At 53.3% G+C, this 21,858-nt stretch carries 20 protein-coding genes; 9 read left to right on the forward strand and 11 right to left on the reverse strand.

Annotation, left to right across the window (positions count from 1 at the left end; translation table 11 throughout):
• Positions 1 to 369 precede the first annotated feature (369 nt).
• The 5 genes from BN348_RS02830 to BN348_RS02855 form a co-directional block, all read right to left on the reverse strand.
• Positions 370 to 1,731, reverse strand: a complete 1,362-nt coding sequence (locus BN348_RS02830) for a sodium-dependent transporter (protein WP_040196056.1) — start codon at positions 1,729 to 1,731, stop codon at positions 370 to 372.
• Between the two features lie 299 nt (positions 1,732 to 2,030).
• The gene (locus BN348_RS02840; protein ID WP_040196060.1) at positions 2,031 to 2,780 is read right to left on the reverse strand and encodes a tRNA threonylcarbamoyladenosine dehydratase; all 750 of its coding nucleotides are present in this window, start codon (positions 2,778 to 2,780) and stop codon (positions 2,031 to 2,033) included.
• 208 nt (positions 2,781 to 2,988) lie between these two features.
• Complete coding sequence (locus tag BN348_RS02845; protein ID WP_040196061.1) at positions 2,989 to 3,858, reverse strand: hypothetical protein; 870 nt, start codon at positions 3,856 to 3,858, stop codon at positions 2,989 to 2,991.
• Positions 3,859 to 3,873: 15 nt separating this feature from the next.
• Complete coding sequence (locus BN348_RS02850) at positions 3,874 to 4,581, reverse strand: class D sortase (protein ID WP_052446656.1); 708 nt, start codon at positions 4,579 to 4,581, stop codon at positions 3,874 to 3,876.
• Positions 4,582 to 4,704: 123 nt separating this feature from the next.
• Positions 4,705 to 5,301: a hypothetical protein gene (locus tag BN348_RS02855; RefSeq protein WP_040196062.1), complete on the reverse strand. Its 597-nt coding sequence runs from the start codon at positions 5,299 to 5,301 to the stop codon at positions 4,705 to 4,707.
• A 223-nt stretch (positions 5,302 to 5,524) separates the two neighbouring features.
• On the opposite strand from BN348_RS02855, the gene BN348_RS14410 reads away from it, so the two are divergent.
• From BN348_RS14410 to BN348_RS02870, 3 genes are read left to right on the forward strand one after another with little or no spacing between them, the layout of a single operon-like run.
• Positions 5,525 to 5,800 (forward strand): YlcI/YnfO family protein, encoded by a 276-nt coding sequence (locus tag BN348_RS14410; RefSeq protein WP_082020752.1) that lies wholly within the window; start codon positions 5,525 to 5,527, stop codon positions 5,798 to 5,800.
• A 3-nt stretch (positions 5,801 to 5,803) separates the two neighbouring features.
• A complete protein-coding gene (locus tag BN348_RS02865; RefSeq protein WP_040196064.1) occupies positions 5,804 to 6,517 on the forward strand; it encodes a YveK family protein in 714 nt (237 codons plus the stop codon).
• 4 nt (positions 6,518 to 6,521) lie between these two features.
• Positions 6,522 to 7,340 carry a P-loop NTPase family protein gene (locus BN348_RS02870; RefSeq protein ID WP_040196066.1) on the forward strand — a complete coding sequence of 273 codons (819 nt, stop codon included), beginning with the start codon at positions 6,522 to 6,524 and terminating at the stop codon, positions 7,338 to 7,340.
• Between the two features lie 665 nt (positions 7,341 to 8,005).
• Here BN348_RS02870 and trpS read toward each other — a convergent pair.
• From trpS to BN348_RS02890, 3 genes are all read right to left on the reverse strand, one after another.
• Entirely contained in the window at positions 8,006 to 9,037 is a 1,032-nt protein-coding gene (gene trpS / locus BN348_RS02880) for a tryptophan--tRNA ligase (RefSeq protein ID WP_040196069.1), read from the reverse strand.
• Positions 9,037 to 10,224, reverse strand: a complete 1,188-nt coding sequence (locus tag BN348_RS02885; protein WP_040196070.1) for an aminotransferase-like domain-containing protein — start codon at positions 10,222 to 10,224, stop codon at positions 9,037 to 9,039. The genes trpS and BN348_RS02885 overlap by 1 nt, the downstream gene beginning before the upstream one ends.
• Before the next feature lie 841 nt (positions 10,225 to 11,065).
• A complete protein-coding gene (locus BN348_RS02890) occupies positions 11,066 to 11,956 on the reverse strand; it encodes a MerR family transcriptional regulator (RefSeq protein ID WP_040196072.1) in 891 nt (296 codons plus the stop codon).
• 317 nt (positions 11,957 to 12,273) lie between these two features.
• On the opposite strand from BN348_RS02890, the gene BN348_RS02895 reads away from it, so the two are divergent.
• Positions 12,274 to 14,598, forward strand: a complete 2,325-nt coding sequence (locus BN348_RS02895; RefSeq protein WP_040196074.1) for a SpoIIE family protein phosphatase — start codon at positions 12,274 to 12,276, stop codon at positions 14,596 to 14,598.
• Between the two features lie 603 nt (positions 14,599 to 15,201).
• On the opposite strand, the gene BN348_RS02900 is transcribed toward BN348_RS02895, so the two are convergent.
• Both BN348_RS02900 and BN348_RS02905 read right to left on the reverse strand, forming a co-directional pair.
• Positions 15,202 to 16,053: a class II fructose-1,6-bisphosphate aldolase gene (locus tag BN348_RS02900; protein WP_040196075.1), complete on the reverse strand. Its 852-nt coding sequence runs from the start codon at positions 16,051 to 16,053 to the stop codon at positions 15,202 to 15,204.
• 184 nt (positions 16,054 to 16,237) lie between these two features.
• Positions 16,238 to 17,089: a DNA-3-methyladenine glycosylase family protein gene (locus tag BN348_RS02905; RefSeq protein ID WP_052446657.1), complete on the reverse strand. Its 852-nt coding sequence runs from the start codon at positions 17,087 to 17,089 to the stop codon at positions 16,238 to 16,240.
• 461 nt (positions 17,090 to 17,550) lie between these two features.
• Between BN348_RS02905 and BN348_RS02910 the strand changes: the two genes are divergently transcribed.
• Positions 17,551 to 17,832, forward strand: a complete 282-nt coding sequence (locus BN348_RS02910; RefSeq protein ID WP_040196077.1) for a hypothetical protein — start codon at positions 17,551 to 17,553, stop codon at positions 17,830 to 17,832.
• A gap of 258 nt (positions 17,833 to 18,090) precedes the next feature.
• On the opposite strand, the gene BN348_RS02915 is transcribed toward BN348_RS02910, so the two are convergent.
• Complete coding sequence (locus tag BN348_RS02915) at positions 18,091 to 18,675, reverse strand: DnaJ-like cysteine-rich domain-containing protein (protein ID WP_040196080.1); 585 nt, start codon at positions 18,673 to 18,675, stop codon at positions 18,091 to 18,093.
• A 316-nt stretch (positions 18,676 to 18,991) separates the two neighbouring features.
• Here BN348_RS02915 and rplU point away from each other — a divergent pair, with 316 nt between their 5' ends.
• The 4 genes from rplU (at position 18,992) to obgE (ending at position 21,832) form a co-directional block, all read left to right on the forward strand.
• Positions 18,992 to 19,303 (forward strand): 50S ribosomal protein L21, encoded by a 312-nt coding sequence (gene rplU, locus BN348_RS02920; RefSeq protein ID WP_040196081.1) that lies wholly within the window; start codon positions 18,992 to 18,994, stop codon positions 19,301 to 19,303.
• A gap of 3 nt (positions 19,304 to 19,306) precedes the next feature.
• Positions 19,307 to 19,624, forward strand: coding sequence for a ribosomal-processing cysteine protease Prp (locus tag BN348_RS02925; RefSeq protein ID WP_040196082.1), 318 nt, complete (start codon positions 19,307 to 19,309; stop codon positions 19,622 to 19,624).
• A gap of 4 nt (positions 19,625 to 19,628) precedes the next feature.
• Positions 19,629 to 19,910 (forward strand): 50S ribosomal protein L27, encoded by a 282-nt coding sequence (gene rpmA, locus BN348_RS02930; RefSeq protein WP_040196083.1) that lies wholly within the window; start codon positions 19,629 to 19,631, stop codon positions 19,908 to 19,910.
• A 650-nt stretch (positions 19,911 to 20,560) separates the two neighbouring features.
• Entirely contained in the window at positions 20,561 to 21,832 is a 1,272-nt protein-coding gene (gene obgE, locus BN348_RS02935) for a GTPase ObgE (RefSeq protein WP_040196084.1), read from the forward strand.
• Positions 21,833 to 21,858 lie beyond the last annotated feature (26 nt).

The following is a 21,858-nucleotide window of genomic DNA, read 5'->3' on the forward strand; positions in this document are numbered from 1 at the left end:
AGGCGGCCGAAGGGGAAAGCGGGATATCAGAGGGGATTTTCAAGGGGGCCATCTGGCTAGGAGCGGCACAGTGTATGGCCCCCTTGAACGGCCTTTCTTGGTTACTTCTTTGGCCGCGCAAAGAAGTAACGACCACACAGCCAAGTGGCTCTTGGCAAACAACGTGAACCCGCTGAGATACAGTGGTACAACAACCACCTTGCCAAGGTGGCATGGCAACCTCAGCGAGATCACTGCGCCACAGTGGTACAACAACCATCCAACCAAAAGCGCACCAAGAAAAAAGCAAACATACTCCACGAAGATGTCAAAATAAAAAAGCGATGAACGAAGAATCGTTCATCGCTTTTGCTGTGCCGATATAAACCCTTACAGGGTAATAATCCCCAGATTGGACAGAATCGAAGACACCAGAACCGCGAGGATCGCGATCGGCGCCACATATTTGACCATGACGTTGAACAGCTTTTCCCTTCTGAATTTGGAGGAAAGCTTGACCTCGTCGGAAATCGACTTGACGCCGATGACCCAGCCGATAAACAGGCAGGTCGCAATGGCGCCCAGCGGCATCAATACCGCGTTGGTGAGGAAGTCGCAGAAGGTCAGGAAGTCCATGCCGAAGATCGTAAAGGACGACCAGATTCCATTTCCAAGCGAGGATGGAATGCCGATGACAAACACGATGAGTCCAAGAATCAGACATGCCTTGACACGGCTCACCTTAAACCGGTCGCAGACGCTGGCCACAATGACCTCCAGCAGGGACATGGCGGAGGTAAGCGCCGCAAACAATACCATCAGGAAGAACAGCGCGCCGATCAGATCGCCCATCGGCATGCTGTCGAAAACCTTCGGCAGGGTGTTGAACATCAGTCCAGGACCCTGGCCAAGCTCGGTCTGAGAGCCGCCGGAGAACGCAAAGACAGCCGGAATGATCATCAGGCCTGCCAGGAGCGCAACGCCGGTGTCGAAGATCTCGATATGGGAAACAGCCTTTTCCATATCCTCTTCCTTTTTGACATAGGAACCGTAGGTGATCATGATGCCCATCGCCAGCGACAGGGAATAGAAGACCTGTCCCAGCGCGGCCAGCACGCCTTCGACGGAGAATTTCGAGAAGTCCGGGATCAGGAAGTATTTTACGCCTTCCATCGCGCCCGGCTGCGTCATGGTATAGACGGCAATGACAATCGAAAGGATGATCAATGTCGGCATCAGCACCTTGTTGACGCGCTCAATGCCCTTTTTGACGCCGTTCAGGACAACGGCCAGAATCGCGATGATAAACAGCGCCTGCCAGATCAGCGGTTCAAACGGCTGGCCGATAAACCCGCTGAAGAACCCGTCGGTCGCCGCGCCCGCTCCGTTTCCGGTTGCGAAGGTGAACAGGTACTTGGCGACCCATCCGCCGATAACGTTGTAGTAGCCGACAATGATGGTGGCCACAGCCACGGCCACAATGCCAATGATGGTGTACTTTTTGTTGAGCTTCTTGAATGCAAAGATCGGGCTAAGCTGTGTCTTGCGTCCGATGGCGATCTCCGCCATCATGATGGTGAATCCCAAGGTTACCACAAAGATGATGTAGGTCAGCAGGAAAGCGCCGCCGCCGTATTTTGCAGCAAGGTACGGGAAGCGCCAGATATTTCCAAGTCCGACCGCCGAGCCGGCTGCCGCAAGGACAAAGCCCAGCTTGCTTGAGAATACACCTCGTTTTTCTTGAGTGCTCATGAAATCTCCCCTTCGTATAAAGTTCGCCTTTTTATTCATACATTATATCAAATATGATGCAGGAAATCAATCACAAAAACGAGTTTATTCCGGGAAATCTGTGGAATTTGGCGGATATTTGAGAAATTATGGCGTGTAAATAAGGATAACTTTTGAAGCTTGTGAAAGAAAAGACGATAGAAACGGCATACTCCTCTCTGGTATTGGCGAAAAAGACGGAGATTATGCAGGTTCCGGATTCGGCGGAATGCACCGATATCCGGCAGCAGCCTGTCCCGCGCTTTGCGATTTTGTACCGTTCAGCGGATGCCGGCCAGATCCTTCACCACCTCAGAGGCGGCGATCAGTCCCGCGACTGAGGGGACGAACGCGCAGCTTCCCGGAATCTGGCGTTTCCGCTGCCCGAAAGCGGCGCTGCCGGAAGCATCCGTACCGCTGGACAGCTCTTCGGAGGCGGCAGGCTTGAGCGCCTCTTCTTTGGAATAAACCACCTTTACGTGCTGGATGCCGCGTTTTTTGAGTTCCCGCCGCATCACCCGCGCCAATGGACAGACGCTGGTTTTTGAAATATCCGTCACCTCAAAGGCGGTCGGGTCCAGTTTGTTCCCGGCTCCCATGCAGCTGATGACCGGCACGCCGTACTTCTTTGCCTGTTCAATTAACAGCAGCTTCGAGGATACCGTGTCGATGGCATCCACAATGTAGTCAAGCTGGGAAAAGTCGACGAGCTCCTTGTTGTCGTTCAGATAGAAACAGGGATACACATCCACCTGCGCGCGCGGATTGATGTCATAGATGCGCTGCTTCATAACATCGACCTTCTTCCTGCCGATGGTGGAATGCAGCGCAATCAGCTGCCGGTTTAAATTGGTCATCGATACCACATCGTTGTCAATCAGATGAAACTGTCCGACCCCGCTGCGTGCGAGCGCTTCGGCCGTAAACGATCCCACGCCGCCGATGCCGAAGACGGCCACACGGCTTTTTTGCAGCCGCGTCAGCGCCTCTTCGCCCATCAGCAGGCCGGTTCTGGAGAATTCATGGAACATGGCGGTCATCCTTTCTGATAGTTCCTGTGCAGCAGAATACTTTTCTTATCTTGGTAACCGAAGCAAAAAGCGCTCTGTTTTTGCTCCGGTTATGGATCATCGTCTGCCTGTATAATAGGCAGATAACAGGAATTTCACCGAAAAAAACAGGTGCAGGATTACCTGTACCTGTTTTATAATTGGCAGAACATACACCTGCATACATCCGTCAGTTGTCGTCGGTTTTGAAATAGACCGGCAGCAGGATGGCAAGCGACAGCACCGTGATGACGATGCCGGTGACCAGCAGAGCGGTAAAGATCGTGCCGAAAACCGCCGCCAGATAGGTGTACAGCGGTTCAAACCGAATCGGGATGCGGTAGATCATATCGTTTGCAAAGACAAAGGCGGAGATCAGGATGCAGCTTCCGCCGCCGGCTGTCAGCGCGAACAGGTCATATCGAATCGACCGATGTGCTGAACGGTTCACGACGTGGATCAGCACGATAAACAGGATGAACAGCAGCAGCAGTACGCTTCCGCCGATATAAAGCGGCGTCTCGAACTTCGGCAGAGTACGGTAGACCTTCAGCATCGCGGAGGGCTGCAGGGAATCCACAAATTTCCGGCCGTATTGCTCGACGATCTCTTCCAGATTCTGTTGGACATCGGCTGTGATGGGAATCCCTTTTGCCGTAAGCTCTTCCTTGGCCGCCTCGGTCAGAGCGGACTTGAAGGCGTCGATATCGGCGTCATACACCTCGCCGTGCAGCGTCGCTTCAATCGACGCGTCGATGTCCTTGCTGACCGTTTCATTGCGCAGGGTGGTTTTGACGGTCTCTTCGTCAATGCCCAGCCCCAGCCCAATCTCGTTGAGCCCGGAGATGATGGCATTTTTAAAATTTTCGGTGTAATGGGTACCGTCCATGACCGATTCATGGAAGCTGGTGTTGGCAGCCAGAGAAGCCCCCAGCAGGCAGAGGATCGCGCCTGTCAGGCACAGATAGGCGAGGAATGAGAAGATACCGGAAACTATCCCCTTGGACCTGGAAACGGGCTTTGCCATAAACGGCGCATTGGTATAAGATCGCTGCAGCATGTGCGGCACCTCCTTTTAGGACTGCTGCGCGGCCGCCTTGATACGGGGGCCGGACAGATAGTCAGCATAGACAAAATATCGGTTCGAAACGGTGCCCAGCGCATCAAACGGATAGCAGGTGTACAGGATCAGCTGTTCCCGGTCTCTGCTCAGCGGATAGGCGTCGGAATCGTTCTTGTCATGGATGGAAACCGAGGATACCTGATACGCATATTGACCATAGGATGTGTCGATCCGGATGACGTCCCCTTCCGTGATGTTCTGCAGGCAGTTGAAATAGGTGTTGTTGTGCCCGCCTGCCAGAATGGTTCCGCCATATCCCGGGATAAAGCTGGCGGTGCTCTGCGCGGCCCCCTCATCGAGCGCGTTCATCGAATCCCCGAAGATCAGCGGCGCGTCCAGCCCGATGCGCGCGCAGGTGATCTGTCCGTAAATTGTCTCATAGGACGGAAACTGGATGGAGGACAGCTCCACCGTACCGCTGTCCGTAAGGGCGGTGTTGGCGCTGGAAACGACGCCGGACGCGCTGCCTTCACCACCATAGATATCATCGAGCCGGCCGCTGAAGTCCGGCCGCTGTTCGAGCAGGTAGGTATCCGCCAGCTCCAGCGGGTCGCCGATGGTCCATGTGCAGCCCAGATAGAACAGAGCCCCGCCCAGCAGGATAAAGATCACCGGCGTGAGGATGGACAGCACGATGTTCAGGATTGGATTGCGGTTCATGACATACACCTCCGTAAAACCGGCGGGCAGATGCTGGATGCCGCCGTGACGCAGTCAAAATGGTTCAGAATAAAATACCAGCCCGGTAAACATTCTACCGGGCAGTGTTTTGGGAAGATACGCTTAGGAATGAGAAGCCGCCCGTTTCTTTGCGATCAAGCAGACGCCGCCGGCAAGGAGCAGAACGCCGGCGATGCCGGTATACAGCATCCATGCATGCGAGGAGGCCTGTGTTTCGGAAAGGCCGGTGCTTTTAATGACCTCCCCGGCGGAAAACAGCTCTTTTCCGTTCGCGTCGGTGACCGAAATGTTCTGATCATCCACAGCCAGCTTGAAGCCAAGCGCCTTGAGGGCACGCTGTGCGCTTGCAAAAAGCGCGTCCTGATCATCCTTCGGCATGTCGGTCAAGCCTTCAAAATAGAAATCCCCGTCTTTAACAAGGTACTGCGCGTTGCGCGACAGGATTTCCTTCATGATGTCCAGTTCGGCCAAAACGGTATCCGCCTGTGCTTCGCTGATGTCGTTGGCCAGAAAGAAGTTTTCGGCCGTGTTTCGGTATGTCTGATCGATGGATACGGTGATGCTGCCGATGGTATAGGGTGCGTCCAATTGATCGAGTATGCGCTGTTCAGCGCTGTTGATACCGGCCGCAAAAACGGTGCCGGCACAGGATGCCGTCACCATTCCTGCCGATAACAACCCAATGAGGAATTTTTTCATAGATTTTACCATCTCCCATCCAATTCGTTTAGATAATATGTCGAATCTTTTCCTATCTTATCACAGATATCGGCACAAGTAAAGCTGAAATTATGAGTCTTTTATCACGGAACTTGAAATTCTGCAGGATGAAAGAAAAGTTTGTCTTTCAAAATGAAATACATATATCGTCTGCGATTGATGCAATAATAATTATATTACTATTGCATTGCGGGGTGATATGATGAGAAAATTTAGAATTCCTGCAATCCCTTCTACGACCAGTAAGTCCATTCGTTTTCCCAACAGCTTAATTGAAGAGGTGGAAGCTGCCATTGTGGGCAAGGACAGTACCTTTTCGGCGTTTGTGATTGGTGCAACGAGATGGGCGTTGGATAATTTGGACGATGGAGAAACCATGCCGTTTTATGAAAAGGGCCGGTCGCGTCACAATCCTGAGCAGGCCGGTCAAGGACTGTCAGACATCAAAGAAGAGGAACCTGGACAAAAGGAGCTGTAACGGATGGAACGGATGAATCTGGACAGGGTGGTCCGCCTGCTGATAGGAAAGGCATGGCTGATCTTCGTCTGCAGCGCGGTCTGCGCCGCGCTTGGATTTACGGCGGCCAGGCTGATACCCGCGCAGTATACCGCATCGATGACCATGTATGTCGCGGCGGGCGCGGATGCGCTCGAGGGCCACAAGGCCGGCGACCTGTCACTGTCCCAAAGGCTGATGGATTCCTGCATGGTGGTCATGCGGAGCCGGTCGGTTATGGAAGAGGTCGCGCAGGATTCCCATCTCGGCTACACAGCCGATGAGGTCCGCTCGATGACGCGGTTTGTCCCGGTACAGGACACCGAGTTCTTCACCGTGTCGGTAACCGGGCAGGATCCGCAGGATGTGCGTGCCATCGCGGATGCGTTCGGCGCCGTACTGCCCGAAGAGGTGATGCGGATTTACGCCGACGGCACCGTCAAGGTGCTCGAGGACGCGGCGACACCGGCACAGCCCTCGTTCCCGGACCAGAAAAGCTTTGCGCTGCTGGGCTTTGTGGCGGGATTTGTGCTGTCGGTGCTCGGTGTTCTGCTGGCGGGCAGGTTCCAGCGGTTTCTTCGCGAGCCGCAGGAGCTGGAACAGCAGTTTGAACTGGAGCTGGTCGCAGTTGTTGAAAATCCGCCGGCATCCAAAACGGACAGCCACGGTATGGAGCAAAGCGGCCGGGAAAGGCGGTGACGGAATGCTGACGGAAAAAGACAGACAGGCCTCCATGAAGGCTGGTTCCCGGATTCAGCAGGATGATGGGACCATCGGTGCAGAACGCGGTAATGCACAGCGGGATGATGGGGATGCCGGTGCGGAACGCGGCAATATACAGCAGAAAGAGAGATGGCGTTCTTTCCGAGAACAGCTTCGGAATGCCGAAAAGCATCAGGCGTCTGAGAACAGCGAAGCAAAGCATCAACTTGAATCGGTGCCGGCATCCATCCAAGGAGAGCGAAAAGAGGATGCATGGCCCGATGAATGGTTACAGGCATACAGACAGGCAGCAGACCGCCTGATTCCGAGGATGCTGAAAAGAAAAACACTGTTTCTCTGCCATATATCCAAAGATGACCGGGATGTATCCTGCTTAGCCGCCGCGCTTGCCCAAGCGGGTCTGCGGATGCTGTTGGTAGAAGCCAATATCCTGCGTGAAGCGGATGACCCGGTTGCCGCCCGATATCATCATACGGGGAATGGACAGGATACCTGCCAGACAGAGCACGAAGGCCTGGATATCGCTGTATTGCCAAGTGTGCGGGAGTCCCTGCAGGCATATACCCGTTTGTACAGCCTGGCAGACGATCTCGAAGGCTGGGAGCAGAGGTATGATGGGATCCTGATTCAGCTGCCCGCATCGGATGCGTTGGCGGAGATGCCATCCTTTTTGTCAGGACGGGACGTGCTGTTCGCTGTGAGGAAGGGAAAGACACGCTGCCGAGCGTTAAAGCAGGCCGTACAGCGTGTGCGGGAAGCCGGTGCCGCCTGGATGGGCGCGCTGTTTTTGACCCAGTAGAGCGGTTAAACTTGAACATTCCGGATTTTGGATGTTGAAAAGTGGATAGATAGGGGCAAATTGGGCCAAAATCGTAGAATTTTTCTATAAAGTCCGTAGAATATTACATGTACATCTCTTTGCATCTGTGATACAATTTAAACATCAGATCAGGGAAGAACAGACACAGAAAACCGCGTGACAGGCGGTGCGGCGTGGATAAGCCCCGATCGTCAAAATCGAGTAAAAGTACATATATAGATGATCCTTTTTTTCATTTTTTCCTAATTTCTGGTTTTTACAAGGTAACCGAGACAAAAGGAGGTACATCGATGTACCTCCTTTTGTCTCGTCTGAATTAAACTTGATTTGGTTTATTGATTTTTACGGATTATAGAAAACAATTCTCCGTATATGATATGAAGGAAAAAAGCGGCATAGATCCAGATGTCAGTTTGTTGTGACATGAAACGCATCTTCCTTCTGGAGTCTTCCATGCCGGTCCGAGCTTCTGTCAGGGCGGGAAAAAGAAAGTGTTCGCGGCCTGTTAAAGAAAGGGTATTTTCACGTTCGTGAAAATACCCTTTCATATGATTAAGGCGATAGATTTATTTAAAGAAATCCCTGCCTGAGGGAAGATGGGCGGTTCAACGCCTGCTTCATACCCTTGGGAGAGGTCCCGCAGTCTATTTGTTCGGCAGGAAGCCGACCTTTTTATAAACCTTTTCCAGTGTTCTGGATGAGATCATCAGCGCGCGTTCGGCGCCCTTCTGATAGCATTCCTTCAGATAGGCTTTGTCGTTCACATAGCGGTCGAAGTTCTCCCGCACCGGCCGCAGATGCTCCGCGACCACCTCGCCGACGGCGGTTTTGAAGTCGCCGTAGCCCTTGCCGGCAAAATCGTTGGCGATCTTCTCATAGCTGTCGCCGGTAATCGTTGAATAGATGGTCATCAGATTGTTGATGCCGTCCTTGCCCTCACGGAACACCACCTCAGTTTCAGAATCGGTGACCGCGCGCTTGAACTTCTTGACAATGGTTTCCGGTTTGTCAAGAATCGAGATGAACGCGTTGACATTTTCATCCGATTTGGACATCTTTTTGTCCGGCTCCTGCAGCGACATGATTCTCGCACCCAGCTTCGGGATGTAGGGATCCGGCATTTTAAAGGTGTTCGAGAACAGCGAATTGAACCGTCCTGCAATGTCGCGGGAAAGTTCAAGATGCTGCTTCTGATCCGCGCCGACCGGAACCAGATCGGCCTGGTATAACAGGATATCCGCCGCCATCAGCACCGGATAGGTGAACAGGCCGACATTGATGTTGTCGGGATGCTTCGCGGATTTGTCCTTGAACTGGGTCATGCGGGAAAGCTCGCCGAATTGAGTAAAGCAGGAGAGTACCCAGGTAAGCTCCGCATGGGTGCGGACATGGCTCTGAATGAAGCAGATGCACTTTTCCGGATCGACGCCGCAGGCCAGCAGCAGCGCAAAGGCTTCCATGGTGTTTTTACGCAGCGCCGCCGGGTCCTGCCGCACCGTGATGGCATGCATGTTGACGATCGAGTAGATGCAGTTGTATTCCTCCTGCAGTGTCACCCAGTTTTTGATGGCGCCGAGATAATTTCCAAGCGTCATCACGCCGGTCGGCTGGATGCCGCTGAAAATGACCTTTTTGCGTTCCGGGGCCACCGCAGTGTTGTTTTCAGCTGTCGTCATTAGAATCGCTCCTTTATGAGTTTTCCAAGGATCTCCACACCCTTGATGATGTTCTCATCCGACGGGGTGGAGAAGTTCATGCGGAAAGAGGTGGTCGGGTCGTCTTCACGCATCGTGAACGCATTGCCCGGCACAACCGCGACGTTCTGCAGCACCGCATCCTTGCAGAACTGCATCATATCGCTGCCCGCAGGCAGGGTGCACCAGATGAATAATCCGCCCTCAGGACGGGTATAGGTGACCTTGCCTTCAAACTGTGCGTCCATCTGTGACAGCATCAGCTGGCATTTGGCGCGGTAGATTTCACGCAGCTTGTCAAAGTGTTCATCCAGATCGCATTCTGTCAGGAATTTGTAGGAAATCAGCTGGGACAGAATGGAAGTATGTACATCGGCAACCTGTTTGGCGACAATGATCTTTGAAAGCGGCTGTTTGTTGGCCACCACAAAGCCCACGCGCAGACCCGGCGATAAAATCTTCGAGAAGCTGCCGCAGTAGATGACGATTCCGTCGGTGTCCATCGACTTGATGCTGGGAATATCCTCGCCGCTGTAGCGCAGGTCCCCGTATGGATTGTCTTCGAGAATCATGACGCCGTACTGTTTTGCCAGCGCGTAGACGGCCTTCCTCTTTTCAAGGCTCATCGTGATGCCGGATGGATTCTGGAAGTTCGGGATCAGATATAGGAATTTGGTATTGGGGTTCTCCTTGAGCGCCTGTTCGAGCTTGCCAACGTGAATGCCATCGTCCTCCATTTCCACGCCGACCAGATTGACATTGTAGGAGCGGAATGAATTCAGCGATCCGATGAAGGTCGGGCTTTCGCAGATGACGGTGTCTCCTTCGTTGCACAGGCATTTGGTAGTCAGGTCGACGCCCTGCTGTGCGCCGGAAACGATGATCAGGTCGTCGTCATCGGTGCCGACCTGATAGCGGGTGCGCATCAAATCCTTCAGCTTGTCGCGCAGCGGCGTGTAACCCTCGGTCACCGAATACTGCAGCGCGGTGATCGGGTCATTTTTGAGGATGTCAGCGGTGATGTCTGCGACCTTGGTGACCGGAAACGCCTGTGCGGATGGGTTTCCGCCTGCAAATGCGATGACGTTCGGGTCGGCCGTGAATTTTAAAATCTCCCGGATGACAGAAGGCTGCAGCGAGGAGATGCGGTTGGAAAACTGGTATTGCATGGTACATTCAGTCCTTTCTATTGACAGGTCCCGCAAAAAAGCGGGACAATCCATTTAACCAAGTAAAGTTTGATATTTTCTATTCTACCACAAAACGCTGAAATTTCAAATAGTGAATTTACGTATGATCACTGCAAACACATGATCGTGTTGAGATGAAAAAGGGGTATCCCTGCGATCAACAGGAAAAATGAGCATGAAAAAAAACCGTACAATTATGTATGCCGTCCGCACCACCTGCGGTGGGGCAGTCGCCTATGGCATTCTTCGATCGAGAAATCATTTACACAGTGGCTGCGGAAATCGGGATACCCGCAAAACCTGCCGTAGGGAACATAAACATCCGCTGCCAACCATTCAGGCACCCTGCCTTCTGGATGCCGTCCGCAGACGGCCGAAGCAGATAACGGTATAACATAGGGGGATTTTCAAGGGGGGCCATCTGGCCCTAAGCGGCACTGTGCATGGCCCCCCTTGAACGGCCTTTCTTGGTTACTTCTTTGGCCGGCAAAGAAGTAACTGCCACTACGCCAAGTGACACTTGGCAAACACAGTAAGACTGCTGTGCCACAGCGGTACAATAACCATCCGTTCAAGTGACACTTGACGGACATGGTGAATCCGCTGCAGTACAGTGGCGCACAGCCAAATGTATTGTTGATCGGCAAGGATGGGATGCGTATCGCTTTTTAAACAGGCAAGACCGCACGTTACGTGCGGTCTTGCCTGACATTTTATATAAAGACAGCCTATCGTGATGATATAAACAGCAGTGAAACCATATGATTAATCAACCTGTTTTATCAAATAGAATGAAGCAACGCATGCCGGTGAGACGGCATCATTCATAAATCTCCCTTGCCTGCGGGAACGCGTCGTAAAAGCGTTCATTGGTATGTTCAAGCTGCTGAACATAATCCTTATAGGACGGGCTGAGAATTTTCAGGTTGGTTAAAAAGCATTCCTGATAGCCGCTGCATCTTTGAAAGGAAAGCAGCATCTGTTCCAGCCGATATGCAGGGGAAGCCCTGTAAGCATCGGACAGCTTGTAGTCCAGATATGCCGCAATCTCATCGTGATGCTGTTCAAGATAACTGTCCGGGTCCTGCATCACCTGCGCCATCCCCTCGTGATGCTGCTGTTCAAGCGCAGCAGTACCGATCCCTCTGCCTGCTGTGAAGAGCGATTCCATAAATTCGCTCAACTCAGGCTCCAGATGAAATTCAACCGAATCGAGATAGCGAAGGATGCTGTGATACGCTTCCCGTTTCTCCCGGGTGTCGATGGGTTCATCCAGAAAGCGTCCGAAATGAAGAGCCAGAAACAAACCGTAATTGCCGGGAAACGACAGCACCAGCCGTTCCTTCATGGTAAACAGGTCCTCTTCATGCTGCTCCAGATAATCAAATTCGCGTTCTATATCGTAATCCTGCATGAGATGCTCCATACAGCCCTGCAGCGTCTGCTGCCGTTTGATCTTCAGATCGGCAAGATACCGGCAGCGTTCCAGCGCCGCGGGCTTGTCGGCGCTGTTTAAAATTTTATGGATATCCGGTATGCCGACCCCGCATCTGCGCAGGACGGATATTTCCTTCAGGACAAACAGGTCCTGTCCGCTGTAATCCCGGTATCCGTTCTCCAGAACGGCGGGGGAGATCAGCCCCTTTTCCTCATAATACTCGACCGCCTTTTTTGTGAGACGGCACCGTTTACAAACCTCTTTGATATACATCTTAAAACCCCCAATCGAATCTTCAGTCAATAAGACTATGATAAACCATCCCCCAGGGGGGAAGTCAAGTATCAATAGAAAATGATCGGTATCCAGCGGGACAAAAGCCGGTTTGTCTTCTTCCGATACGGAGAAGAATCGCAAGCTGTTTGGACGTAAGCAATAAAAAGTGGGGATATAGAAACAAAAACGCCTATTATGACATAATTTTCCTGATTCGATTCATATAATGGTAGGTAATGAAAAGATTTTATGGGTTGGCGGTAAAAATCGGACAACCCGCAGTGTAATAAAATGTCAGACGGGATGGTTGTGCGATGAAAAAGACACAGACAGTATCAGCCGGCGTCTTTGAGAGAGGCGCGGCATTTTTAAAGACCAGGGCGAAAACGATAGAGGCTCTGTTAAACGGCGTCATCGGCTTCATCATGGCCGGGTCGACGATGATCGGGAGTCTGGCGCCGTTCGGCGTCGCCTACTGTGCGGCATCCTCGGCGGCGGGCGGTGCGCCGGCCATTATAGGCGCACTTTTGGGATACATATTGTTTTCGGGCGCGGCGACCATGAAGTATGTCGCGGCGGCGGCGCTGGTCTTTATTCTGAAGCTGGTGTTTAAAAATGACCGGTCCCAGTCCAGCCCGGTCCTGCCGCCGGTGCTGTCGTTTATTTCCCTGCTGAGCGTGAGCATCGCCATCGCGTCGTTCGGCCAGATGAGCTTCTATAACACGATGCTGGACGCGGGCGAAGCATTCCTTGCGGCCGGCAGCTCCTATTTCTTTTACCGGACAAACCGGCTGCTGCAGAGCAATCAGTCCTTACACGCGCTGCCGACCGGAGATTTGTGTTGCCTGATCGTGACGGTCGGCGTCATGATCTGTTCGATGGTCTCCCTGCGGGTCGGGGGCTTCTCGGTCGGCCGGTCGGTCGCGGTGCTGCTGGTGCTGCTGTGCGCGCGGTATCTGCACGAATCCGGCGGCGCCATCAGCGGCATCATCATGGGCCTTACCGTTCTGCTGGCAAGCTCGGACAGCCGTTATCTGTTCGCATCCTACGCGCTGGGCGGACTGAGCGCCGGTATCTTCAGCCGGTTCGGACGCATCGGCTCGGCTTCGGCCTTTATCATCTCGAACGGGCTGGTCTTCGTATTCTCAAACGCCGTCACCGGCGGCTTCTCCCCGCTGTTTGAGATGTTCGCGGCCTCGGTCGTCTTCATGGTCCTCCCGTCGAAATGGACCGCCAAGCTGCGTCTTCCCGTTCGGAATGAAGCGGTGCTGGACACCGGAAACGTCAAGAACCTGGTACTGATGCGGCTGGCGTTTGTCTCCAACGCCCTCAAAGGGATTGCCGATACGACCCGGCAGGTCGCCGACAAGCTCTCGGACATCAACAGCCAGAATATCGGCGACGTCTACCAGAGGACGACGAACGTCTGCTGCAAGCAGTGCGGCCTGCGCTCCTATTGCTGGGACAAAGCGCACACCTCCATGGAGACCGCGTTTGACGACATCACCAGAATCCTGCGCCGGAACGGCCGGGTGGACCGCGAAAATGTGCCGGGATTTTTCAGCGAACGCTGCTGCAAGATCAACGAGCTGCTCGAGCTTCTCAACCGGAATTATACCGATTTCCTGAGCTCTGAGACCGCGCGGCACCGGGTTTCTCAGATCCGGTCGGTCATCACCGACCAATTCGAGGGGATGGGCGTCATGCTCTCCCAGCTGGCGGGGCAGTTCTATGAGATCAAAAAATTTGATCAGAAGACCGGGCTCGCCGCTGCTGACATCTTCCAGAAATATGGCTATGAGCTGTCGGGCATCAGCTGCTTTGAGGACGATTATGGACGGATGACCGTTGAAGCCGCCGTGCTGGCGCTTGATGAGAACAGCGAGGATATCTCCAACATCACGCTGGACCTGTCCGACATCAGCAACCGCATCTTCGACTATCCGTCCATCATGCCGGCGGACGGCTGCTGCAAGCTGACCTTCATTGAGAAGACCACCTTTGTTATGGAATTCGGTATGAAGCAGTCGGTGCATGAGGGGTACCAGCTCTGCGGCGACGCGTTTGAATGCTTCACCGATTCGACCGGCAAGGCGTATTGCATCATCAGCGACGGCATGGGCAGCGGCGGGCAGGCGGCCGTGGACGGCCAGATGACCGTGGGGCTGCTGTCCAACCTGCTGAAGGTCGGCTTCGAATTCGACGCGGCGCTCAAAATGGTCAACTCCGCGCTGCTGGTCAAGAGCGAGGAGGAGAGCCTCGCAACCATCGACATCACGGAGATTGACCTGTATACCGGGAAGACCCAGTTTCTGAAAGCGGGCGCCGCGCCGACCTTTGTGCGCAAGGGCGGCCGCAGCAAAAAGGTGCAGGCCAGCAGCCTGCCCGCCGGCATCCTGCGCGGCGTGTCGTTTGAACGCGAGACGATGGAGATCGGCGACAGCGACATCATCGTGATGGTGTCGGACGGCGTGATCGAATGCGGGGAGGACTGGATTCTGGCCGAGCTGGATCTCGATTACCACTGTACGGCCCAGGAGCTTGCGGACAAGCTGTCCGAGCAGTGCAAAAAGCGCCGCATCGACGGCCACGACGACGACGCGACGGTGGTCGTCATCAAGATCGAAAGGGGGATATAGATGCTCACCAGCTCATTTTCCCAGCTGTTTCTCCAATTGGACGTTGATGTCCGAGTGGTCTGGGCGTTTTTAAGGTCCCGCCTTGGCGGTATCCTGAGCGGCAGGGGCGCACGGTCCACGCGAAAAGGAATTCCGAAGAAGGACATCTTTCTAAATTGGCCGAACAGCGCATAGATTTTATAGAACCGCATCGGTACAGTTTTCTTGAAAAAACCAACCGTCACGCTGACGATGTGGTCCATTTTATGAAAATGCATGATATCTCCTATATAAAAGCATATTTATGGGGATACGGATGATACAGTCCGTTCCGGATTTGGAGATCAAGCGCCGGGGCCGCATAAAGGGCGGGATAAAACCTGTGAATCAGCGGGTTCCCAATGCCAACGAGGACGCCTGAACCGACTGCAGATGGCCGCTGTGCACGGGCATGAAAAGCCCCGCCTTTACAGATTGTCACAATGCCATTTGAGGGTCACACCACAACTGACTATTCCGCATGACAGATACCTCCTATATATGTTTGCCGCTTACATAAACGGCGATGCAAACAAAAAATCCTCCCTGTGAAAACAGGGAGGATTGCTGTCAAAACTAATCCGCTTACGCTTTGTTTGCGGAACCGAACATCTGAATTTTGCCGACAACGACAGCCTTCATGGCATCGCGGGCCGGGCCGCAGATCTTTCTCGGGTCGAACTGGCCGGGATCCTTCTCAAAGACAGCCTTGATGCCGTCGGTGAACGCCTGACGGACATCGGTGTCGATGTTGATCTTGTTGACGCCCAGGGAAACAGCCTTACGGATGCTGTCTTCCGGTACGCCGGAGGAACCGTGCAGGACGATCGGCATGTCGAGCAGCTTCTTGATCTCGGAGAGACGGTCGAAGTCGAGCTTCGGCTCGCCTTTGTATTTGCCGTGCGCGGTGCCGATGGCGATCGCCAGGGAATCGACGCCGGTTTCCTTGACAAAGCGGACCGCTTCATCCGGATCGGTGTAAAGGGCGTCCTTCTCGCTGACAGCGATCTGATCCTCTACGCCGGACAGACGGCCGAGCTCCGCTTCAACGGAAACGCCGCAGGCATGCGCAACCTTGACGATCTCTTTGGTTGCGGCGATATTTTCTTCCAGTGCAAAGTGGGAACCGTCGATCATGACCGAGGTCCAGCCGTTCGCGATGCACTGCATGATGGTTTCATAGGTGGTGCCATGGTCCAGATGCAGGACGACCGGCACAGAAGCTTCCTTCGCTGCCAGATGTACCATGCTGGACAGATATTTGATACCTGCATATTTGATTGCGCCCTCGGAGGTCTGCACGATAACCGGAGCCTTCTCCTGCTCGGCAGCTGCGATGACAGCCTGCAGAATTTCCATGTTGTTGACGTTGAAAGCGCCGACTGCGTAACCGCCCTGATTCGCCTGGTCCAATACCTGTTTACCTGTAACTAACATTTAATATTGTCCTCCTTCAGCAGATCACTCTGCGTCGATATTTTTGGCTGCTTTTAAGGAAAGCGGCAGTTTCCGGTGCCTGTCCGATACGGATCAGGCAAACGTTAAAAAATCCACAATCCTCAAACTACTATCTATTATAGCTTACGAATTGGCAAAAATCAAATAAAAACGAGAATATTTCTTATTTTTTCATAGATTCGAATCCTTTTCTTTCCGGGCTGGTCCGGATGTAATGAAACAAATACTGCTGCGCGATTCCGGCATGGGTTTTGCAGCAGCCGGGCAGGCCGCCCGGATACCACTCGGACAGCACCCGCTTGATCCAGACATCCTTCGGAAAGGCCTCCATCCGGTAATAGCCGTACAGCAGCACACAGTCCGCAACCTTGTCCCCGACGCCCCGGATGCTCATCAGCTGCTCCTTCGCCTCCTCGTAAGGAAGCGCCCGGAGCCTGTCGAGGTCGACGGCCCCGTCCGCCACCTTCTGTGCGGCGTCTAGGATGTACTTGGCCCGAAAGCCGCTGCGAAGCTCGCCGAGCTGCTCGAGCGTGAGGCCTGCCAGAGTCTGTGGCGCGGGGAAGGCATGGTCCTTTTCGCCGATCCGATCGCCGAACTGTGCGCACAGTCGCGCGATGATCCCTTTGATGCGTCCGATGTTGTTGTTCTGGCTGATGATGAAGGAGATCAGCACCTCCCACGGGTCCTGCCGCAGGACGCGCATGCCCGGGCAGTAAGCGCAGGCAAGGCGCAAGCGCTCATCCTCGGAAAGCTGCCGCTTGATCGCCGCGTAATCGGTATCCAGATCAAAATAACCGCGCCAGAAGCCTTCATATTCCTCCTTGGTGACGCCGTAAAGGATCAGCGTGTCCCCGTCTTTGCTCAGATGCACCGCCCGGTTCTGCACAATGCCCCGATAGCTTGCATCCTCAAGCCTTTCAAATCGGAAGCACTGCCCGCAGTCCAGCGTCTCATCCAGATCGAAATCCGAAACGGGGGAGATGCAGAGCTTCTTATCGGTTTCCAAATATTTCATATTTATAAACTGCTCCAAACTTGTATATTTTACAGTTAGTAATTATATCATCTTTGCGGAAAAAAAGCATGCCATAAATCCTCCCAACTTTCGACCGGCTTTTCGGTCAGTTTTGTAAGGGTTGGACAAAGAATTTGAAGCATTTTTGACAGGTAAATTCCTCCTGGAGTTTACATAAACCATATGGAAATCCCCCTGTTGAATTCCATATTCGGAAAATCAACATTTCAAACCGGCATAAACGCGAAGTTTTCCACTTTCTCCACAGAGTTTTCAACTGCTTCAACCGGGTTTTCCACAAATATTATGTAAACCTGGTGCAATACCGAGCGTATAGGAAAATTTTTGCAGGTTTTTTGCGGTTATTTTTGCATAGCCGCCGTCAAAGCTGTTCAAGATAGCATTGTAATGGATGAACGGTCCGATCGAGAGCAGTGATACTTTTGAAAGGGTGAACGTGCATGATAAAAGGCGTCAACAAGAATATGATTGAGATATCCAACACCGAAAACGAGTATTTCGAGCGCGCGATTCTGATTGTGCGCGAGGATAAGAAGTGTCTGGACAAAGAACTGCTGACCAGGCAGGCGAACGACTATCTGGCGGATATGTCCTACCGCAGGGACTGCGGTCTCAAAGAGAAAAAGAGACTGCGCGGGATCTGGGTGAAGGCCGCGCTGTTTTCAGTGCTCGGCGCCGGCGTAGTCTACGCCGTTGTGCGCCTCGTGTCAATGATGGCGTGAGTTTGTCCCGCAGCAGGCGGAGCCTTATCACAAACCCTGCTTTGCAGCGGGTTTTTCGATTCTTCGGAAGATCGGCTGCAGCGCAGGGCTGTTTTTGAAGATGCCCGGTCGTTTCGGGAACGTTATATCAAATAAAGCGAAACCAAGGGGAACGGATGTTCCGTCAAAAAGACCGGCCGTCTTTGCTTGTGTCACAAAACAAAGATGACCGGTCTTAGTATGTTATGCAGTTGTCAGAGTATCCGGCGGGCGGTTTTGTTACCTTCCGGTCCCGCCGCAGGCGTAGCAGATCTTTTCCCCATTTACGCAAAGCGGACAGGGTTCCTCAACTTCATACGTTCCGCCGCCACCGCCGCCGTAGTCCGGCGCAAATTCTATTTTTTTGACGGTTCCGGTCCCGCTGCAGTTGACGCAGTACCCCAGGCTTCCGGTTCCGCCGCATACCCCGCAGCTTCCCGTATTGCCTGATGGATAGCTGGTTTGGCCGCCGTTGTCATCTTTGCCTTTATCCAAAGTACCGCTGCCGCCGCAAACAAAGCAGCTGATTTTTCCAGGGCCTTGACAGCGCGGGCAGATGCCGCCCTGTACGTGGTTGATGCCGTCCCCCATACAGAAACCGCATTGGATCAGCCCTTCTCCGTCACAATAAAAGCACGGTTCGGCGACGGAGGAGTCCTCATCCTGATTCTCAGAAATATCAACCGGTATTTCCGATTCTGTAATGGAGCTTGCCGGTTCGGATGGGTATTCCCGGCTGTCGGAAAGGGACGCGCTTTTTGAACTGCAGCCCGGCAGCAGGGCAAGAGTCAGCAGGATAAGACCGAAGAAACAGACTTTCTTCATTGCTTTCACCTCCCAAAATTTTCACAGTTGTCTCTAATAAACGGTTCAAAAATATTATATCTTAGATAAAATTTCCGGTCAACGCCATGGATACTCAAAAAATATAGGGAGGCCGCGCTTTCAAATGGATGGAGCGGCGTGAATTTTGACAGGCGGTCTTGCATGCCCTTTAAAACAGCAGAGATACAGGGAAATGCTTGACAAAATACATCCCGTTATGATAAAATATATAAGCCGCATATTCAGGGCTCAATGAAAGAAAGCAATATGCTTCGCCCCGCAATAGCGAGATTAAGAAAGAGGCAGGTGCCTTACAATGTATGCAGTGATTGAAACCGGCGGTAAGCAGTATCGCGTCAGCGAAGGCGATATTCTGTACATCGAGAAGCTTCCGTTTGCAGAGAACGACACGATTGAATTTGACTCCGTTGTCATGGTCGGCAAGGATGACGAGATTATGCTCGGCAACCCGACGGTGAACGGCGCGAAGGTTTCCGCAAAGGTTCTTAAAAACGGCAAGGCGAAGAAGATCACCGTTTTTACTTACAAATCCAAGAAAAACTCTAAGCGTAAAATGGGTCACAGACAGCCTTACACCAAGGTTCAGATCGATTCCATCCAGGCATAAGCAATGATCCTGGCCAAGTTTCAAAAGAGGCAGGGCAGTTTGTACGCGTTTTCGGTTTCCGGCCATGCCGGCTATGCCGAAGCGGGCGGCGATATCGTCTGTGCAAGCGTATCTTCGGCCGTGCAGCTGACCGCGAATGCCGTCACCGAAATCGTGAAGGCGCGCGCAAAGGTTCAGGCGGAAGGCGATACCGTATCGCTGACGCTGTGCGAACCGATCAATCATGAGGCGGTCCATCTGCTGGACGCCCTGCGGCTGCATCTGCAGCTGCTGATGGAAGATTATCAAGATTATATGAAAGTAACAGTTTCGGAGGTGTAGTATTATGCTTAGAATCAATATGCAGTTTTTTGCACATAAAAAAGGTGTCGGTTCCACCAAGAACGGACGTGATTCCGAATCCAAACGCCTGGGCGTAAAACGTGCGGACGGACAGACCGTACTGGCTGGAAACATCCTTGTGCGTCAGCGCGGAACCCATATCCATCCGGGCGAAAACGTCGGCCGCGGATCGGATGATACCCTGTTTGCGCTGATTGACGGCAAGGTGCGTTTCGAGCGCGTTGGCCGTGACCGCAAAAAGGTCAGCATCGTCCCGGTTCAGTAAGGGACAAAGCAAGGGCATGAAACAAAAGGGGTTGTGTCAAGTGGACGGCGTCTGCCGCCAGTTCGGTTGACATGACCTTTTCTTTTTTGAAAGGCATCCATGGCAATGCTTTTGCGGGATGCAGAGATCGAGAGACTTTTAAAAGTCACGTTTTTGAAAAGCATCCGTATGGATCGTTTTATGGCAGTGTCGATCAGGGTGCTTTTATAAGCTGCGTTTTCGAAAGGCATCCGTATCATTGCATCATGCATGCAGCGGTCAAAATACTTTTAAAAATTATGTCTTTGAAAGGCATCGAGGTTTACTGTTTTTCGGCGCGGCTAAAATATTTGTATGCGGGATCAGCTGTGCTGTAAAGATGGTGTTGAAAGATACCGGCTGGCATCTCGGAAAGGAAACCATTCTTGCCGTATGCGTTTACATGGGCGTTTATGCGCCTGTCTGTCAGTGCCGGCAGCGGTATTGGAGAATACAAACACAGCGCTGAATGGCTGCCTTTCAAACACACAGGCCGAAGACCGGCAGGATAAAAAGGGGACAGACATTGTCTCCGGGTATAAGCGCCGGTATTTTTCGAACACTAACAAAAGACGGCGGCTCGCGGAGATGCTCCGTATGCTGTCGGTTCAGTGAAAAATGGCGGTGAAAATATGTTTGTAGATATCGTAAAAATCAGGGTGCAGGCCGGCAAAGGCGGGGACGGCGCGGTCAGCTTCCACCGGGAAAAGTATGTTTCGGCGGGCGGTCCGGACGGCGGAGACGGCGGTAAGGGCGGAAACGTCGTACTGCGGGTCGACACCAACCTCTCGACGCTGGTCGACTTCAAATACCGGAAGAACTATGCGGCCGAAGACGGCCAGAACGGCCGGGCGAACAGATGCTTTGGCAAATCGGCGGACGACCTTATCATCCGCGTGCCGAAAGGCACTCTGGTCAAGGAGGCCGGAACCGGCCGCATCGTGGCGGATATGTCCTCTGAAGAGGATGTCGTCATAGCAAAAGGCGGCCGCGGCGGCTGGGGCAACGCGCATTTTGCGACCCCGACCAGACAGGTGCCGCGCTTTGCGAAGCCGGGACTGCCGGGCGAACAGTTCGATCTGGTGCTTGAACTGAAGCTGCTGGCGGATGTCGGGCTGATCGGCTTCCCGAACGTCGGCAAATCGACGCTGATCTCGGTGGTCAGCGAGGCCAAGCCGAAGATCGCCAACTACCACTTCACAACGCTGGTCCCGACGCTCGGCGTTGTGCGTGTCGGACAGGACCGGTCGTTTGTCATGGCGGACATCCCGGGCCTGATTGAAGGCGCGAGCGAGGGCGTCGGGCTTGGACACGAATTTTTGCGCCATGTGGACCGCTGCCGGATGCTGCTGCACATCGTGGACGTCTCCGGCATGGAGGGACGCGACCCGATCGAGGATTTTGAGAAGATCAACCTTGAGCTGAAAAACTTTAACGAGGAGCTGGCTGAACGCCCGCAGATGGTTGCGGCCAACAAATCCGATCTGGCGGCCAAAGAGCAGATCGATGCTTTCCGCGCCTATATTGAGGAAAAGGGCATGGCGTTCTACGAGATTTCCGCTGCGACCAGGCAGGGAACCGAAGCGCTGGTCTATGCGATTTCCAGAGAGCTGGAGAAGCTGCCCCCCATCAAGCAGTATGAGGCCGAAGCGGTTCCGGAAAGCGAACTGCCGCAGAAGGGCGAGCGCGCTTTTACCATCAGGCGGGAGAACGAAACCTATGTTGTGGAAGCGCCGTGGCTGACGCAGGCGCTGAGCTTTGTCAATATGGACGACTACGAATCCTTGCAGTATTTCCAGCGTGTGCTGCGCGACAGCGGCATCATCGACAAGCTCGAAGAGATGGGCATCAAAGAGGGAGATACCGTCGACATCCTCGGATTCGAGTTCGACTATGTACGATAGAAAGGTGAGATCCATACGCAAGCTTT

This window comes from Candidatus Soleaferrea massiliensis AP7, assembly GCF_000820765.1.
Lineage (GTDB): Bacteria > Bacillota > Clostridia > Oscillospirales > Ruminococcaceae > Soleaferrea > Soleaferrea massiliensis.